Here is a 17997-nt window from a genome sequence, read left to right as displayed (position 1 = left end):
CACCAGTCTCAATCTGAGTGTGATGTGAATGGCTGTCAATGGTATTTTAATGGGGTTTGTCCCGTTGGATGACAGCCATCCTGTTAATAATATGACGTTTTTTCTTTTAGTTTATTTAGTGATCATTGTCACCTTAGCAAGGCGGCGACGCAGCGGTTTATTTGTCAGAATTAATGGCGGGCTGAAAAAAATATCGCCAATTTTTATAACCAACGCCGTGGTGTCTGATGGTTTGACCGTCGCCAGGTTTGTGCGATTAATCTGATTGTATGTATTTCCCGCGCCTGAGATGATGCGAAAAATCCATAATCACACAATTACACTGCAGTTTGAGTCGACATTTAATATATTAATGTGCGGTTGTGCTGATTTTGATGATAACGTTCTGCTGATATTTGCCTGCTACGCTATATTTATTCCTCCATATCACTCAGGGAACCAGGTTATCAATGCGTTACTGGATAAGTTACTTTCTGACGTTATTGTTATTTGCCACTTCGTTACAGGCTCAGCCATTGCAAAAGGTGTTTTCTGACTGGCAAATCACCTGTAATAACCTTAACTATTGTGTGGCCCGTAATTTTCCCGGAGATAATGGCCTGGTAATGACGATCGGTCGTCATGCAGGCAGTGATGATCGTCCTCTGCTGCGCATTGATTATGGTAACGCCTATACCAGTGAACTGGGCGGTTTGGCACTGAAAGATAACCTGTTGCTCGACGGACGTCGCCTGAAACCCGATCTTAAACACTGGGAAGTGCAGCCTCATCATCTGGCCACAACGCACGCTATTTCAATTGACGAATTTCTTGCTCAGACCATGGAGGCGGATAATATTCAGCTGTTGTATAGCCCGACAGCGACGATTTCCCTGCATGGGCTGAAAGCGGCATTGCTGCTGATGGATGAAGTGCAGGGCCGCCTGAATGGCATGAGCGCATGGGTGCGGCGCGGTAATCGGGCAGCCGGTGACGTACCGCCTGAACCGTTGACGCCAGTGATTGTTCCGCCGGTGCATCCGCCGCTGCCACTGACCCGCGTGGAAAGTAACGGACTAATTGATTTCGGTACCTGGCGAGTGAATACCGCTGAATGTTCGCTCGATCCACAACGGCGTGAAGTGAGCGTTTCGCCCCTGAATGATAAAAAAGCGTTGTTGCTGGTGAGCTGTGAGATGGGGGCTTATAACGTTATCGATCTGGCGTATGAAGTGACCCGCACGGAACCCTATCTGGTCAGACGAATCAGCCTGACGTTGCCGTTTATGCCTGCCGGCAAGAGTTTCAAACAGATGGAGTTAATTAATGCTCATTTTGATCCTGAGAGCAGCCAACTGGTGACGTTCAGTAAAAGCAGAGGGCTGGGAGATTGTGGCATTGCCTCTCGCTGGCAGTTTACCGCTGGTGAGTTTGTGCTGGTAGAGTATGCTCAGGAGCAGACCTGTGATGCGTGGCACGGTAGCGATGACTGGCCGACATTGTGGACCAGTACCACTCAGCCTCAGGCTTTAGTGGGAGACGTGGAGATAACTCCCTGAAATTAATACGTAATGGCGGCTGTTTTCTTTCAGCCTGAAGCATCCAGACAGTCAGCGGCAGAATTATTGATGAGTCCTCTTCTGATGGATGTGCCAGACGCTTTCAGAAAGGGAAATGATATCATCAGGTTAAGTTTATTGCTGATGCCAGCGGCACGGCATGTCGGCCACATAAAAAAACACCTGAAAGTGGGCTAACCACTCTCAGGTGCAACAGGTTTTAAACCCTGTTAATCAGCGTGGCCTCAGCAGCGCTTCAGCATGGCTGACGATATTTTCCACCGTAAAACCAAACTCGGTAAACAGCTTGTCCGCCGGAGCAGATTCGCCGAAGCCGGTCATACCGACGATAGCGCCGTTCAGCCCGACATACTTAAACCAGTAATCAGCAATGCCCGCTTCGACGGCCACACGGGCAGTAACCGTTGAGGGCAACACGGATTCGCGATAGGCAACCTCTTGCTTATCAAACAGGTCGGTTGACGGCATGGAAACCACCCGCACCTTGTGCCCACTGACGCTGAGTTTTTCTGCCGCCAGTAGCGTGATCTCCATTTCTGAGCCGGTAGCAATCAGTATCACATCTGGCGTCCCCTGCGAATCTTTCAGCACATAGCCGCCACGAGCGATGTTCTGTAACTGTTGATTGTCACGCGCTGGCTGAGCCAGGTTCTGACGCGAGAGAATCAACGCGGTTGGACCGTGGTGACGCTCAATCGCCTGGGTCCATGCCACGGCGGTTTCCACCTGATCACAGGGACGCCAAACGCTCATATTGGGCGTCACGCGCAGGCTGGCAAGCTGTTCAACTGGCTGGTGAGTGGGTCCATCTTCCCCCAGACCAATTGAATCATGGGTGTAAACCAGAATCTGACGCGCTTTCATCAGTGCAGCCATGCGCACAGCGTTGCGGGCATATTCCACAAACATCAGGAAGGTTGCGGTGTAGGGAATAAATCCACCATGCAGCGCAATACCGTTACCAATCGCCGTCATGCCAAATTCACGTACACCGTAATGAATATAATTTCCGGCCTGATCTTCATTAATGGGTTTTGAGCCGGACCACAGCGTCAGGTTGCTGGGGGCAAGATCGGCCGAACCGCCCAATAACTCTGGCAGGGTTTTGCCCAGTATCTCCAGCGTGTTCTGCGAGGCTTTGCGGCTGGCAATTTTTTGCGGGTTAGCCTGCAGGTTCGCGATAAATTTTTGTGTTTCCTGTTGCCAGACTTCCGGCATGCCGCCCTCCATCCGGCGGAGAAATTCTTTAGCCAGCTCAGGATATGCCGATGCGTAGGCTGCAAATTTGTCGTTCCACGATTTTTCGCATTTCGCGCCGGCTTCTTTTGCATCCCACTGGGCGTAAATCTCTTTTGGGATCTCAAAGGCCGGATAATTCCAGCCTAACTGTTTACGGGTCAGCGCAACTTCTTCCGCCCCCAGCGCCGCGCCGTGTGCTTCTTCTTTGCCCGCTTTGTTTGGCGACCCGAAACCAATCGTTGTTTTACAGATTAGCAGGGAAGGCTTGTCGGTCACACTTTGTGCTTCTTTAATGGCTTTGCTTATCGCATCCGGGTTGTGGCCGTCGATGTCGCGGATCACATGCCAGTGATACGCCTCAAAGCGTCTGGCGGTATCGTCGGTGAACCAGCCTTCAACTTCACCATCAATCGAGATCCCGTTATGATCGTAGAAACCAATCAGTTTCCCAAGGCCCAGCGTTCCGGCGAGCGAGCAGACTTCATGAGATATTCCTTCCATCAGGCAGCCATCACCCATAAATACCCAGGTATGATGATCGACAATCTCATGTCCTGAACGGTTAAACTGTGCCGCTAAGGTACGTTCAGCAATTGCCATACCGACGGCATTTGCCAGACCCTGCCCCAATGGACCGGTGGTCGTTTCCACGCCGGCGGTATAACCATATTCCGGGTGACCCGGCGTCCTGGAATGTAACTGGCGGAAGTTTTCCAGCTCGGACATGGGCAGGTCATAGCCTGTCAGATGGAGCAGGCTGTAAAGCAACATTGAGCCGTGGCCGTTGGAAAGCACAAAACGGTCACGGTCAGCCCATGCCGGATTAGCCGGGTTATGGTGCATAAAATCGCGCCACAGTACCTCTGCAATATCTGCCATGCCCATTGGTGCACCGGGATGACCGGAATTCGCTTTTTGCACGGCATCCATACTCAGTGCCCGGATTGCATTAGCCAGTTCTCTACGTGAAGACATGTTTTTCTCCCTGGTGGTGGGGCCGGGAGCAGGATGAACCTGCTCATTGGAAAGGGGGTTAAAGTTTAGCGGACAGCACATCTTCCAGTTTTTGCTGGTCAACGGCGAACTGACGGATACCTTCTGCCAGTTTTTCCACCCCCATCGCATCCTGATTATGTTCCCAGCGGAATTCCGCCTCCGAAAGCGGGGTGGGCTGGTGGAAAGCTTCGGTAGAGGGCGCCAGTTTACGTTCAACCGGAGCATTGCTTGCCTGTAATTCTTTCAGCAGGTCAGGAGAGATGGTCAGACGGTCACAACCCGCCAGGGCGAGGATCTGCTCTGCTTTACGGAAGCTGGCTCCCATAATGACCGTATTGTAGCGGTGCTGCTTGTAGTACTCATAGATTTTACGTACTGAGATAACGCCGGGATCTTCATCCACCACATAAGGTTGCAGAGGTTTGCGGCTGTTATACCAGTCATAAATACGACCAACAAATGGCGAAATTAAAAAGACACCTGCTTCTGCACAGGCCCGTGCCTGAGCAAAAGAAAACAGCAGTGTCAGGTTACAGTTAATGCCATTTCTTTCCAGCTCTTCGGCTGCACGGATGCCTTCCCAGGTGGATGCCAGTTTAATCAAAATACGTGAGCGATCGATGCCGTGTTCTTCATACATACGCACCAGTTTTTCCGCTTTGGTTACACACATACCACGATCAAAAGAGAGACGAGCATCCACTTCGGTAGAGACGCGTCCGGGAACACTTTTGAGGATCTCCAGCCCAAGATTAATGGCCACCTTGTCACTGGCATTGATGATTTGTGTCTCTTTGCTGCCGCCCTGCTTTTTGGCGTAGTCAACCGCATCGGTGATCAGATGTTTATAAGCGTCCAGCCCTGAAGCTTTCAGGATCAGCGACGGATTCGTGGTGGCATCTTCCGGGTGATAGTTACGGATGGATTCAATATCGCCACTGTCAGCCACCACGGTGGTGTATTGTTTCAGTGCGTCTAGCTGGTTCATCGTGTAGCTCCTTGATGGGCAATCATGCAAAATACACAGGATCGTGTGACGGAGGGAATATTCACCGGTGCTGCGTCGGAACTCCCCCGACACGATGTTTTTTTCAGCCCAGACATTGCAACAGACATGCTGTGATGAAAATGCGTTTTCTCTGATTATTGCAATGGGTGTGCTCAATGAGTGGGTTGTGTGCGTAAACAGTCCAACAGAAAGTGTAGCAGCTCATGGGGATGAGGACAGAGGGGAGCACTGGCTGCTACTTTTCAGGAAAAAATGCTCATGTTCTGGCAGGAAAAAAATGGGTGTTGCCTGAGGGTAATGAGGTTTTTTCCGCAAAGTCACCCGCGAAGATCGATGAGCAAATGCCGATATTGCATATCGGGAATATGTTATTAATGAAAGTTGCCCAGGGTCGGTCAACCGTCAGAATCAGCTTATAATGAGTGGTTCCCGATCACATCTGTTGCCAGATGGTACCCGGCAATTTTTTTCTTTTGATAATGTGACATTTACGCACATCAGTTAGTCAGCACGACATGCTGTCTGTGATGTATCAGGGAATAGTGGGCGCCTTACTATTCCCGGACCGTATTTCACACGTAAAATTATAGGAGGCACATTCATGGCTGATGCGAGGCTATTAATAACAAAAACATTGTGGTATTAACTCAGAACACGTCTGAAAATTACTTCAAGGCATATTGACTGTTATCGATGAAATTATTCTTTTAATAAAAAATAATACTGAAACAGAAAAAACATTAATTTTTCCTGAAAGGTGCTGAAATAAATTCGGTGGAAAATCAATCCGTTATTTTTTGGTAAATAAACGCAGAGCTTATCTCATCTGGTTATTTTTATCTGCCATATTTGCGCCAGGCCGTGCCCGCCATCCTCACGTACTGGCTGTACATTCCGCAGGCCGTGTCACGACTGGCCACCACAATGACGCCTTTCGGGACAGCAGGTTATAATACGCTGTCAGTGACGATAAAAAGCTGGCTTTGTTTTAAAGCCAGCGGCATGGGCTAAGTCAAATCCACTCTTTGACCGTCAGGAAATCACTGTATAACGAGGCCTCTGGTGTGCCAGGTTCAGGATGGTAATCGTATTCCCAGCGTACCAGGGGGGGTAATGACATCAGTATTGATTCAGTACGGCCGCCGGTCTGTAAACCGAACAGCGTACCGCGATCCCATACCAGATTAAACTCAACATAACGGCCGCGACGGTAAAGCTGGAACTGGCGTTCACGCTCGCCCCAGGGCAGGGCTTTGCGGCGGTTAACAATCGGCAGGTAAGCATTCAGAAACCCTTTTCCTACCGCCTGAATAAAGCGAAAGCCGTAGTCAAAGTCAGGGGTATTTAAATCATCAAAGAACAGCCCACCGATGCCGCGTTGCTCGTTACGATGTTTGAGAAAGAAGTAATCGTCACACCATTTTTTGTAACGGCGGTAGACGTCTTCACCAAATGGCTGGCACAGACTGGCGGCAGTTTGATGCCAGTGAACGGCATCTTCAGTAAAACCATAGTAGGGGGTCATATCAAAGCCGCCGCCAAACCACCATACTGGTTCTGCTCCGGGTTTTTCGGCAATAAAGAAACGCACGTTAGCATGGCTGGTTGGCACGTATGGGTTTTTCGGGTGGATCACCAGCGAGACGCCCACTGCTTCAAAGCTTCTGCCTGCCAGTTCAGGTCGGTGCGCGGTGGCAGAGGCGGGCATCCGATCGCCGTGAACGTGGGAAAAATTTACCCCGGCCTGTTCAAAAACGGCGCCGTTGCGCAGGACGCGACTGCGGCCACCGCCACCTCCCTCGCGAGTCCAGCTATCTTCAGCAAAGGTGCTGGCGCCATCTTCCTGAGCCAGTTTTTGGCAAATAAGATCCTGTAAATCAAGCAAAAACTGCTTAACCTGATCGATATTGGGAACGTTCATGGCATTCCTTGAGTTTAAAAAGTAACGCGCGCAGTATACGTCAAAAAAAGTTAACCAGGGCGACGGTTATTGGCATCAAACTCATCAAAGTAGCTGGTAATACCGTCAGCTATCGCGCTGGCGATCTTCTGGCGAAAAGCGCTACTGCCCAACAGACGTTCTTCCTCCGGGTTGGTAATAAATGATGTTTCCACCAGTACGGAAGGGATAGAGGGCGATTTGAGTACGGCAAAGGCCGCCTGCTCGGTATGCTGGCTGTGCAGATGATGCACTGGCCGAATCTGGTTAAGCACATGTTTGCCCAGGATCAGACTGTTTTTAATCGTATCGGTCTGTACCAGGTCGAACAGTACCTGTTGCAGATAGTGATCTTTCGGCGCGGCTTTCACCCCTCCTGCTTCATCTGCGGCATTTTCCCGTTCTGACAGATAGCGGGCCATGCTACTGCTGGCCCCGCGGTTAGAAAGGGCAAACACCGATGCGCCGTTGGCATCGGGACGGGTAAACCCATCCGCATGAATTGACATAAACAGGCTGGCTCCGTGCTGATGGGCGATTTCAACACGCTCATCCAGCGGTATAAAATGATCGGTTTCGCGGGTCAGTCGCGCTTCGATATGTGGATGCGTACTGAGCAAATGGCGAATGTGGCTGGCGATTTCCAGCACCACGTGTTTCTCTTCGGAGCCTTCTTCACCGACGGCACCAGAATCAATGCCGCCGTGGCCGGGATCAATCATCACAATTCTTTTTCTGGCGTCTGCCGGTGATGATGCAGCATGTGCGTTGCTGCGAACAGGTAAGAGGCTCTGTGTTTCCCTCGCGCTTACCGGTTTGTTCAGTAATACCATTGCAAGACCAGAGAGTAGCAGGCGGCGACGGGAAGTGAGTGGATTCAATGGACCTGATTTTTTCATTGCAACATCCTTAGCGCACAAGGTACTGCTGTTATAGCGTAACGATGGCGTTGTGGCGAGAAAGGAACTATTTCAACGTCTTACTTTTATTGCAGCGTGCTAACAAATCCTGTGCGCTTTTTGGTGATTAATCTCTCCTGAAGCTTGCACCGGCGAAAGAAAGCGTGATAATCAGCAAATTGTGATTATCATCCGGGGTAATGTCATGGAAATTCGCGTATTCAGACAGGACGATTTTGAAGAAGTAATTACGCTCTGGGAGCGTTGTGATTTGTTACGCCCATGGAACGACCCGGAAATGGATATTGAGCGAAAGCTTAATCATGACCCTGACCTGTTCCTGGTCGCGGTTGTTGGTGGTGAAATCGTGGGTACGCTAATGGGTGGCTACGATGGCCATCGCGGCTCGGCTTACTATCTCGGCGTGCACCCCGATTATCAGGGGCGGGGATTTGCTAACGCGTTAATTAACCGTCTGGAAAAGAAACTGATTGCCCGTGGTTGTCCAAAAATCAACGTCATGGTACGTGAAGAAAACGATGCGGTTCTGGGTTTTTATGAAAAGCTCGACTATGAACAGCAGGACAGCCTGTTATTGGGTAAACGCCTGATCGAAGACCGCGAATATTAACTGCCTGAGTGGCCCGTCGTCACTCAGTCTTTCTCCGTAGTAAGTTGATGAATCCGAAATACCATCCCGACGATTATGATATCCGGGGACAGCTGAAGCTGCCCGCCGCTTTCTGGCTTATTTTATTGCTTCAGGCACGTACCTGGATACTCTTTGTCATGGCCGGCGCGTCCAGGCAGCAAGGTGCAGCGCTGCTGGAGTTATTCTACCCGGATCAACAGGCATTCTGGATCGGCCTTGGGCTGGGAGTTCCGGCGGCATTGGGGTTGGTACTGACCGGTTATCGGCAGCGTTTTCCCCGGCTTTGGCAGCGGTGGCGGTGGATGCTTTGTCTGACGCTGCTGGCGACACTGGCCCAACAGGGGCTTATGCTGTGGCAGGGGAACGAGGCGCTGTCACCTCCTGGCGTTTTGTTTACCTTGATGGACCTGGCGGGACTGATTTACCTGACGTTTGGCCGCCGCATAGGTGATTGTTTTGATCCGGCCCTCTCCGCCGGATAAAACTTTTTAACTGAATCGCACTCCAACCCGTTTAATTCTCTTTATTTACTGTAACCGGAGTTGTAATGAAGACTGTTCGCCCGATAGTGATTGCCGCTGCGTTGATGATTGCTGGCTGTGCCAGCTCAGGCGCTTCTGAGGGAGCGAAAAGTGGGGTGAGCTGGTGGCGGTCTGCTATCGCACCGTGGAACTGGTTTGGATCTTCCTTGCAGGTTTCGGAGCAGGGGGTTGGTAAGTTGGACGGCAATACGCCGATGAATACAGAGGCAGTCAGTGCCGGGCTGGACGATAAATATAAGATACGTAAAGGGATGCGTGGCGAAAACGGTAAGGTGGTGAGCTTCTTTCAGGCCATTGACGGCCAAAAGATCAGGATCGTAGTCAACGGTATCGGGACGGTTAACCGGATTGATGTCACCGATCCTGATATCACTACGGCAGACGGTAAAAAAACAGGTACGCCTTTCAGCGAGCTGTACAGCAAGGCATTTGGTGCCTGTCAGAAAGGGACCGGCAACGATAGCGACGGGGTAGAGTGTCTGGCACCGGGCAGCAAGCACATCAGCTACCTGTTCAGCGGTAAATGGCATGGCCCGGAAGGATTGCTCCCTTCCGACGACACGCTGAAAACATGGACCATCAGTAAAATTATCTGGCGTAAATAATCACTGTCACGGGCCGTTATTCGCGGCCCTTGTCTTCGGTTTCTTTGCCACTTCCCGCATAAACAATTCCACCCGCTTATAGCTTTTTAAACTTCCAAATCACCAAACGGTATATAAAACCGTTACTGCTTTTATCTGGGTTATAAATAAACTGACTACTCTTTCAGAACATCTGCCGGGCTCTTATTCCAGGGTGCAAAATGACGTTACCAATATTGAAAAAGCTACTTAGTGGTGCGGCATTGACCCTGCTGCTGGCCGGTCATGCGCAGGCGACTGAGCTACTGAACAGCTCTTATGATGTGTCACGTGAGCTGTTTATCGCACTGAATACGCCTTTCGAACAACAGTGGGCGGTAGAAAATCATGGTGACCACCTGACCATCCGTCAGTCCCATGCTGGGTCGTCAAAACAGGCGCTGGCTATTTTGCAGGGATTGAAAGCGGACGTGGTGACTTATAATCAGGTGACCGATGTGCAGATCCTGCACGACCGCGGCAATCTGATCCCGGCAGACTGGCAAAAGCGACTGCCTAATAACAGCTCACCGTTCTATTCCACCATGGCTTTTCTGGTACGTAAGGGCAACCCCAAACATATTCATGACTGGCAGGATCTGGTCAGAAACGATGTGAAGCTGGTATTTCCTAATCCAAAGACTTCCGGTAATGGCCGTTACAGCTATCTGGCTGCGATGGGCGCGGCGAAACTGGCTGACGGTAACGACCCGGCCAAAACGACGCAGTTTATGACGCAGTTCTTGAAAAATGTTGAGGTTTTCGATACCGGAGGCCGGGGAGCGACCACAACCTTTGTGGAACGTGGTCAGGGAGATGTGCTGATTAGCTTTGAATCGGAAGTGAACAATATCCGCAATCAGTATGCCAAAGATGGCTATGAGGTTGTGGTGCCGCAAAACAATATTCTCGCTGAGTTCCCGGTGACGTGGATCGATAAAAATGTGGCTGCCCGTCACACTGAGAAGCCAGCAAAAGCCTATCTTAACTATCTTTACAGTTTGCCCGCGCAGCAGATTATTACCCGGTTCTATTATCGGGTTAATAACCATCAGCTGATGGCTGAGCAGAAAGATCGTTTCCCTGCCGTCACGCTGTTTCGCGTGGAAGATATGTTTGGCGGTTGGGAGCAGGTAATGAAAACGCAGTTTGCCAGCGGTGGCGAACTGGATAAGTTGTTAGCAGCGGGACGCCAGTAATGTTTATCACCAGGAATAAGCACGTGCTCCCGGGTTTTGGTATCAGTCTTGGCAGTAGCCTGTTTTTCACCTGTCTGGTACTGCTTTTGCCGATCAGCGCACTGTTGATGCAACTGTCGCACATGACGCTTGCGCAATACGTCAATGTGATCACCAATCCTCAAATGCTGGCCGCTTATAAAGTAACGCTGTTGTCAGCGGGGGTTGCGTCTGTTTTCAACGCTTTTTTTGGCATGCTGATGGCATGGATCCTCACCCGTTACCGTTTCCCTGGCCGCGCATTGCTGGATGGTCTGATGGATTTGCCCTTTGCGCTCCCCACGGCGGTGGCTGGGTTAACGCTGGCCGGGTTGTTTTCAGTCAATGGCTGGTACGGGCAGTGGCTTGCGCAGTTTGATATTAAAGTTTCCTACACCTGGCTGGGTATCGCCGTGGCAATGGCGTTCACCAGTATTCCGTTTGTGGTGCGCACCGTGCAGCCGGTGCTGGAGGAACTGGGACCGGAATATGAAGAGGCGGCAGAAACGCTGGGCGCCAGTCCGTTTCAAAGTTTTCGTCGCGTGGTGCTGCCAGAAGTTGCACCGGCGTTACTGGCTGGAACCGCATTGTCATTTACCCGCAGTATTGGTGAGTTTGGTGCGGTTATATTTATCGCCGGTAACATCGCCTGGAAAACCGAAGTCACATCGCTGATGATTTTTGTCCGCCTGCAGGAGTTCGACTATCCGGCGGCCAGCGCCATCGCTTCGGTGATCCTTGCGGCTTCGTTGCTGCTGCTGTTTGCGATAAATATTCTGCAAAGCCGTTTTGGTCGTCGTCTGGGAGGTCACTGATGGCTGATGTTACCGAGCTGAAAAGGGCGGTGCGCCAACGCCACCACGCCAGCAAATGGCTGCTGATTGGGCTGGGAACGGCGATATCTGTTGGCCTGCTGGTGGTACCGCTCATCGCTATTTTTGCCAGTGCCTTTGAGCAGGGCATCGTCGCCATGTTCAGCAATCTGAAAGACGGGGATATGCTGCATGCTATCTGGCTTACGGTGCTGATGGCGCTGATCACCGTGCCGGTAAATCTGGTGTTTGGAACCTTGCTGGCATGGCTGGTCACGCGATTTAATTTTCCGGGTCGTCAACTGCTACTGACGCTGTTTGATATTCCTTTCGCCGTGTCACCCGTCGTGGCCGGGCTGATGTATTTGCTGTTCTGGGGGATCAATGGTCCTGCCGGTGGCTGGCTTGATGCACACAATATTCAGCTGATGTTTTCATGGCCCGGTATGGTGATGGTCACTGTTTTTGTTACCTGTCCGTTTGTGGTTCGCGAACTGGTGCCGGTGATGCTTAGTCAGGGCTGTAGTGAGGATGAGGCGGCGGTACTGCTGGGCGCATCCGGCTGGAAAATGTTCTGGCGGGTGACTTTGCCCAATATTCGCTGGGCACTCCTGTATGGACTGGTACTGACCAATGCCCGTGCAATTGGTGAATTTGGCGCAGTGTCGGTGGTGTCTGGATCGATACGCGGCGAAACATACACGTTGCCATTACAGGTTGAATTACTGCATCAGGATTATAATACCGTTGGTGCTTTCACTGCTGCGGGCCTGTTGACCCTGATGGCTATTGTTACACTGATTCTGAAAAGCGCACTGCAATGGCGGCTGGAGCGTCAGAACGGGCGTTCGCAACAGGAGGCGCAATCATGAGTATTGAAATTACCAACATCAACAAGTCGTTTGGGTCTACCCGTGTGCTGAACGATATCTCACTGGATATTCCCTCCGGGCAGATGATGGCATTACTTGGGCCATCAGGCTCCGGCAAAACCACGCTGCTGCGAATCATCGCTGGCCTGGAAAGCCAGAACAGCGGACGTCTTAGTTTTCACGATAACGATGTCAGCCAGGTTCATGCCAGGGATCGTCGTGTCGGCTTTGTGTTTCAACATTATGCGCTGTTTCGTCATATGACCGTGTTTGACAACATCGCCTTTGGTCTGACGGTATTGCCCAGACGTGAGCGTCCTTCTGCTACGGCAATTAAGCAGAAAGTAATGCGCCTGCTGGAAATGGTGCAGCTCAGTGATTTTGCCGGTCGTTATCCGGCTCAGCTTTCAGGTGGTCAGAAACAACGGGTGGCCCTTGCCCGTGCGCTGGCGGTTGAGCCACAGATCTTACTGCTTGATGAGCCATTTGGTGCGTTGGATGCTCAGGTACGTAAGGAGTTGCGTCGTTGGCTGCGTCAGTTACATGAAGAATTAAAGTTCACCAGCGTTTTCGTCACCCATGATCAGGAAGAAGCAATGGAAGTGGCTGACCGTGTGGTGGTGATGAGTCAGGGAAATATTGAGCAGGTGGGGACGCCGGAAGAGGTCTGGCGCGATCCTGCCACCCGCTTCGTGCTGGAGTTCCTCGGTGAAGTTAATCGTTTCGATGGTGAGGTTCATGGTTCGCAGTTCCATGTGGGCGCACACCACTGGCCGTTGGGTTACACATCCGCACATCAGGGTGCGGTTGAGTTGTTCCTGCGTCCGTGGGAAATAGACCTCAACCGTCAGAGTAGCCTTGAGACACCGCTGCCGGTACAGGTGCTGGAAGTCAGTCCACGTGGGCATTACTGGCAGCTGGTAGTGCAGCCTCTTGACTGGAGCGAGCAGGCAGTGACAGTGGTGATGGAGGGTAACCAGACAGCACCATTGCGTGGCGAACGACTGTTTGCCGGCTTGCAGCAGGCGCGTCTGTATAAGGGTGATACACCTCTGCGGCAGGTTGCCTTTGCGCAGAGTGCCTGATATTTTCTGGCAGGACAGGGGCAGGCTTCCTGACCTTCTTTTGCCAGCGGCCGGGATATTTGCATCGTGATGACACTGGAACACACCATCGGCAATACGCCGCTCATTAAATTACAGCGCCTGATACCGGACAATGGTAGTGAGATCTGGCTGAAGCTGGAGGGCAATAATCCCGCCGGTTCGGTAAAAGATCGCGCGGCCTTATCGATGATCCAGATGGCTGAACAGCGCGGAGAAATTCGTGCAGGCGATGTGCTTATTGAGGCGACCAGCGGTAATACAGGGATTGCACTTGCAATGATTGCCGCGCTGAAAGGCTATCGGCTGAAATTGCTGATGCCGGAAAATATGAGCATTGAGCGGCAGGCGGCGATGCGTGCTTACGGGGCAGAGTTGGTGCTTGTCAGCCGTAAACTGGGAATGGAAGGAGCTCGGGATCTGGCCACTGCGATGCAGTCCAGAGGCGAAGGCAAGGTGTTAGATCAGTTCAATAATCCTGATAATCCGTCAGCACATTACCGTGGTACCGGACCAGAGATCTGGCAGCAGTCAGCCGGACGATTAACCCATTTTGTTTCCAGCATGGGAACCACCGGCACCATTACCGGTGTGGGGCGTTATCTGAAAGAGCAAAGCAACCGCGTCACAGTTATCGGCCTGCAACCGGCTGAAGGGAGCAGTATCCCAGGGATCCGTCGCTGGCCTGCGGCTTATTTGCCCGCAATTTATCGCCCCGAACTGGTCGACAGGGTGATTAATATGACACAGACTGAAGCAGAGGAAACCATGCGTTCATTGGCCCAGCGTGAAGGTATTTTTTGTGGCGTGAGTTCTGGCGGAGCGGTAGCAGGTGCCCTGCGTATTGCCAGGGAACAGCCAGGCAGTTTTATCGTCGCAATTATCTGTGACCGTGGGGACCGCTATATTTCCACCGGAATTTATTAATTTCGCAATAACTATGCCGGAAAAAGATAACCAGCTGTTCCGGTTGGTTTGGTCACAATTTCCCTTCTTTCATCCCCTTTATTTGCTGGCTGTTAAGCCTGTTCGCTATTTTATCCTGTGGTTCAGCTATCTGCCTTATAGCCTGACTGTTACACTGTAAGGATTGGGTAAAACATGCTGCGAAACTTGCCATAACAGGTGAAAATAGCGGCAACTTTATTGAGAGAATGCGCATGAAAATTTTACTGGTTGATGACGATCTGGAGTTGGGCACTATGCTCAGTCAGTATCTTATTGCCGAAGGATTTGATGCCTCGCTGGTACTGAATGGCAAAGCTGGCATTGAGGGCGCGATGTCGGGTCAATACAGCGCGATGATCCTGGATATTATGTTGCCGGACATGAGTGGTATTGACGTATTACGACAGGTGCGCCAGAACTGCCGTTTGCCCGTGATTATGCTCACCGCCAAGGGTGATAATATCGATCGGGTGATCGGTCTGGAAATGGGGGCGGATGACTATGTCCCTAAACCTTGCTATCCGCGTGAACTGGTTGCGCGTTTGCGTGCCGTATTGCGTCGGATTGAGGAGCAACCGGTAGAGACGCAAAGCAGTGAGCTGGTCAGTTGGGGAGAACTGACGTTGAATCCTGCAACGCGCATCAGTGAATGGAAAAAGCAACCTTTCGATCTGACCGCATCAGAGTTTAATTTGCTGGATCTGCTACTGCGGTCACCAGATCGTGTGGTTTCAAAGGATGAGCTTTCTGAAAAAGGCCTGGGGCGTCCGCGCGAGGCTTATGATCGCAGCGTCGATGTGCATATCAGTAATATCCGCCAGAAACTGACCGCCCTTACCGATGATACCGTCACTATTGAAACGGTGCGAAGCATAGGCTATCGCATCAGATGAAAGCAGGGTATCGTGGTTTTTTGTTCTGGAAGATCCTGCTTGGCTTCTGGATGACATTTCTGCTGATGAGCCAGCTGTTATGGTTGAGTTTTCAGCTGTACGGCAAACATCATGAACCGCCAGAGAACCTTGCGGCCCGTCGTATTGTTAATCTCCAAATGACCTCTGCCGTTTCGGTGCTGCAACGCGGCGGAATGGAGGCGCTGAATAACATGATGGCCGACTGGTCCACCAGCGATCGGCGTTTTTTTTCTGTGCAGGTAATGGCCAGGCCCCCGCAGGAAATGCCGCGCGGCACACTTGACCGTGATTTACGACCCGGTGAATTTCCGAAAGAGGTAATCGAGTGGGTAACGGGAGCGGATGGTCTGCAATATCAGTTGCGTTATGATGTGCAGGCTTTACGTGAGGACAGTAACATGGGCGGACCCCGCCGCCGTTTCCTCAACGTTCCTGAACCGTTTTTGTTGATCGGTGGTGGGGCAGGGCTGCTTTTCAGTCTTTTACTCGCATGGAATCTGACCAGACCGATGCGTCAATTGCGCGTTGGTTTTGATCGCGTTTCCAAAGGCGATTTGTCCGTCCGTTTATTTCCGCATATGCGACGCCGCTACGATGAACTTTCAGTTGTGGCACGGGATTTTGACGCGATGGTTGAGCGCCTTTCCGTGCTGGTCAGGGCCCGCGAGGAACTGTTGCATGATGTGTCCCATGAACTGCGTTCTCCGCTTGCCCGTTTACAGCTGGCCACCGGTCTGGCGCGTCAGACGCCTGAAACGGTAGCGCAATCGCTGGATCGTATTGATGAAGAAGCATCCCGACTGGATAAAATGATCGGTGAGCTACTGACGCTGTCGCGGGCTGAACACGAAACGCTGCCAGACGAGCAGTATTTTGATCTTCTGGGTTTACTGGAGGCGGTCGCCAATGATGCCCGATATGAGGCACAGGTTCCGGGAGTGGAGATCCTGCTGTCGGCGGATCGCAACACAGATTACACGGTAAAAGGAGATGCCAAACTTATTCGTTCTGCGGTGGAAAACGTGGTACGTAACGCGTTGCGTTTTTCCCTGCAAGGCCAGCAGGTCAAAATCACCTTGCGTCAGGAAAATGGTTGGCTGATTATCAACGTAAGCGATCAGGGGCCTGGCGTTGATGCTGATAAACTTTCCAGTATTTTTGATCCTTTTGTACGGGTGCACTCGCCTTTATCGGGCAAAGGTTACGGTCTGGGGCTGTCGATAGTACGCAAAGTCTTACTGGCACATCAGGGAGAAGTCACTGCGGTAAATGGTAAAGATGGCGGGTTGGAACTTACGCTACGTTTGCCACATTGGGTGGTTTAAGCCTGCCTCCTGATGGTATAGTTTTGCCTTAAAACACTTACAGTTATGTTGGTGAGGTAAGGAATGAGCAGAGCTGCTCCTACTAAGAACCAGGAAGTTCAACGTATTGTTGAGTCCTTATCGCGGGCGATTGCTCAGCATCGGCTGAAACCCGGCATGCGTCTGGTCGAGGCGCAGATTGCTGACGTACTGAAAGCTAACCGTAATCACGTTCAGACCGCACTACAGCGCATGGTATTGCAGCACATTGTCACCATTGAGCCAAATCGTGGTGCAATGGTTGCCAGACCTGAAGCCGGCGAGGCCCGTGAAATTTTTATTGCCCGCCGTGCCGTTGAGTGCGCCATTATTTCCTGTATCACCCCGGAGTCAATGACAGACTTTGCCGATGAGCTCATCACCCACCTGCATACCGAGCAGAGTGCTGTGGCGCGCGCTGACCGCCGGGAGGTATTGCGCGAACTGTGCCAGTTTCATCTGTTGTTGGCAAAAATCAGCGGTAATAGAGTACTGAGTGAAATCCTTGCAAACCTGATGGTGCGAAGTTCATTGATTGTGGCGCTTTATCAGCGTAAAGACCTGACTGTCTGCCAGTGTGATGAGCATGGAGAGATCGTGGCTGCTCTGAAAGCGGGGGATCAGGATCGTGCGCAAAAGGCGATGACTGAGCACCTTGAACGGCTGGAACAGCAGCTGGATTTGCGGGATATTGCCCCTGATAACCTGAGCCTGCGGGATGCTCTGGCGGGATACACCCTTCAGTAGAGTGAAAAGCTTCCTGATGTTGGTCAGGAAGCTTTGATAGTCTTTCTCTGATTACTTTTTGATGCGGATAACCGGAGTTTCTCCCACCACAACGCTGCCGGTAAGTTTTACCAGTTCTTTTATCTCATCCATATTAGAGATAACAACGGGCGTCAGGGTTGACTTTGCGGTTTCTTCCAACAAACTCAAATCGAATTCAATAACCACATCACCTTTTTTGACCACCTGATCTTCTTCGGCAATACGTTTGAATCCGGCGCCTTTCAGCTCAACCGTGTCGATACCAAAGTGGACGAACAGCTCAATGCCGTTATTTGATTCAATCGAAAAAGCATGATTGGTTTCGAAAATTTTTCCAATCTTGCCATCAACCGGCGCGACCATTTTATTGCCAGTCGGTTTTATAGCGATGCCGTCGCCTACGATTTTCTCCGCAAACACGACGTCCGGTACGTCTTCAATATTAACAATTTCACCGGACAGCGGCGCGACGATTTCAACGATACCAGAGGTGCTATCCGATTTATCGCCAAAAAGCTTTGAAAACAAACCCATGATCTTCTCCTAAGCAGTAATATTGGGC

Annotated in this window: 17 protein-coding genes and 1 pseudogene; 13 read left to right on the top strand and 5 right to left on the bottom strand. The window is 51.2% G+C overall.

Translation table 11 applies throughout. The features are described 5' to 3' along the window. Positions 1 to 28: 28 nt before the first annotated feature. Positions 29 to 265 (top strand): hypothetical protein, encoded by a 237-nt coding sequence (locus EB241_RS01755; protein WP_124231497.1) that lies wholly within the window; start codon positions 29 to 31, stop codon positions 263 to 265. 184 nt (positions 266 to 449) lie between these two features. Further along, a complete protein-coding gene (locus EB241_RS01750; RefSeq protein ID WP_124231496.1) occupies positions 450 to 1538 on the top strand; it encodes a DUF1176 domain-containing protein in 1089 nt (362 codons plus the stop codon). 234 nt (positions 1539 to 1772) lie between these two features. On the opposite strand, the gene tkt is transcribed toward EB241_RS01750, so the two are convergent. The 4 genes from tkt to amiA all read right to left on the bottom strand — a co-directional run bounded on the left by tkt (position 1773) and on the right by amiA (position 7641). Further along, positions 1773 to 3773, bottom strand: coding sequence for a transketolase (gene tkt / locus EB241_RS01745; RefSeq protein ID WP_124231495.1), 2001 nt, complete (start codon positions 3771 to 3773; stop codon positions 1773 to 1775). Between the two features lie 58 nt (positions 3774 to 3831). Further along, positions 3832 to 4782 carry a transaldolase gene (tal, locus tag EB241_RS01740; RefSeq protein ID WP_124231494.1) on the bottom strand — a complete coding sequence of 317 codons (951 nt, stop codon included), beginning with the start codon at positions 4780 to 4782 and terminating at the stop codon, positions 3832 to 3834. Between the two features lie 1033 nt (positions 4783 to 5815). After that, a complete protein-coding gene (gene hemF, locus EB241_RS01735; RefSeq protein WP_124231493.1) occupies positions 5816 to 6724 on the bottom strand; it encodes an oxygen-dependent coproporphyrinogen oxidase in 909 nt (302 codons plus the stop codon). 50 nt (positions 6725 to 6774) lie between these two features. Beyond that, complete coding sequence (gene amiA / locus EB241_RS01730; RefSeq protein WP_124231492.1) at positions 6775 to 7641, bottom strand: N-acetylmuramoyl-L-alanine amidase AmiA; 867 nt, start codon at positions 7639 to 7641, stop codon at positions 6775 to 6777. Positions 7642 to 7846: 205 nt separating this feature from the next. On the opposite strand from amiA, the gene EB241_RS01725 reads away from it, so the two are divergent. From EB241_RS01725 to EB241_RS01675, 11 genes and pseudogenes are all read left to right on the top strand, one after another. Then, complete coding sequence (locus EB241_RS01725; RefSeq protein WP_124231491.1) at positions 7847 to 8272, top strand: GNAT family acetyltransferase; 426 nt, start codon at positions 7847 to 7849, stop codon at positions 8270 to 8272. A gap of 47 nt (positions 8273 to 8319) precedes the next feature. Further along, positions 8320 to 8775 (top strand): DUF2919 domain-containing protein, encoded by a 456-nt coding sequence (locus tag EB241_RS01720; RefSeq protein WP_124231490.1) that lies wholly within the window; start codon positions 8320 to 8322, stop codon positions 8773 to 8775. A 65-nt stretch (positions 8776 to 8840) separates the two neighbouring features. After that, a complete protein-coding gene (locus EB241_RS01715) occupies positions 8841 to 9440 on the top strand; it encodes an RpoE-regulated lipoprotein (RefSeq protein WP_124231489.1) in 600 nt (199 codons plus the stop codon). A 200-nt stretch (positions 9441 to 9640) separates the two neighbouring features. After that, positions 9641 to 10657 (top strand): sulfate ABC transporter substrate-binding protein, encoded by a 1017-nt coding sequence (locus EB241_RS01710; RefSeq protein ID WP_124231488.1) that lies wholly within the window; start codon positions 9641 to 9643, stop codon positions 10655 to 10657. Continuing rightward, the gene (gene cysT / locus EB241_RS01705; protein WP_124231487.1) at positions 10657 to 11490 is read left to right on the top strand and encodes a sulfate/thiosulfate ABC transporter permease CysT; all 834 of its coding nucleotides are present in this window, start codon (positions 10657 to 10659) and stop codon (positions 11488 to 11490) included. The genes EB241_RS01710 and cysT overlap by 1 nt, the downstream gene beginning before the upstream one ends. Further along, positions 11490 to 12366 (top strand): annotated as a pseudogene (cysW, locus tag EB241_RS01700) (sulfate/thiosulfate ABC transporter permease CysW). The gene cysT and the pseudogene cysW overlap by 1 nt, the downstream one beginning before the upstream one ends. Next, positions 12356 to 13444, top strand: a complete 1089-nt coding sequence (gene cysA, locus EB241_RS01695) for a sulfate/thiosulfate ABC transporter ATP-binding protein CysA (protein WP_124231485.1) — start codon at positions 12356 to 12358, stop codon at positions 13442 to 13444. Before cysW ends, cysA begins: the two are co-directional and overlap by 11 nt. A gap of 66 nt (positions 13445 to 13510) precedes the next feature. Then, positions 13511 to 14389: a cysteine synthase CysM gene (gene cysM / locus EB241_RS01690; RefSeq protein WP_124231484.1), complete on the top strand. Its 879-nt coding sequence runs from the start codon at positions 13511 to 13513 to the stop codon at positions 14387 to 14389. Positions 14390 to 14622: 233 nt separating this feature from the next. Next, complete coding sequence (locus EB241_RS01685) at positions 14623 to 15303, top strand: response regulator transcription factor (RefSeq protein WP_124231483.1); 681 nt, start codon at positions 14623 to 14625, stop codon at positions 15301 to 15303. Then, the gene (locus EB241_RS01680; RefSeq protein ID WP_124231482.1) at positions 15300 to 16649 is read left to right on the top strand and encodes an ATP-binding protein; all 1350 of its coding nucleotides are present in this window, start codon (positions 15300 to 15302) and stop codon (positions 16647 to 16649) included. Before EB241_RS01685 ends, EB241_RS01680 begins: the two co-directional genes overlap by 4 nt. Positions 16650 to 16712: 63 nt before the next feature. Beyond that, entirely contained in the window at positions 16713 to 17414 is a 702-nt protein-coding gene (locus EB241_RS01675) for a GntR family transcriptional regulator (protein WP_124231481.1), read from the top strand. Between the two features lie 51 nt (positions 17415 to 17465). Here the strand turns inward: EB241_RS01675 and crr are convergent, their stop codons facing one another. Then, a complete protein-coding gene (gene crr / locus EB241_RS01670) occupies positions 17466 to 17969 on the bottom strand; it encodes a PTS glucose transporter subunit IIA (RefSeq protein WP_124231480.1) in 504 nt (167 codons plus the stop codon). Between the last annotated feature and the right edge of the window lie 28 nt (positions 17970 to 17997).

Source organism: Erwinia psidii, assembly GCF_003846135.1.
In the GTDB taxonomy this organism is placed as follows: Bacteria; Pseudomonadota; Gammaproteobacteria; order Enterobacterales; family Enterobacteriaceae; genus Erwinia; species Erwinia psidii.
Note: the sequence above shows the minus strand (reverse complement) of the source record. Positions and strands in the feature narration are given on the sequence as shown.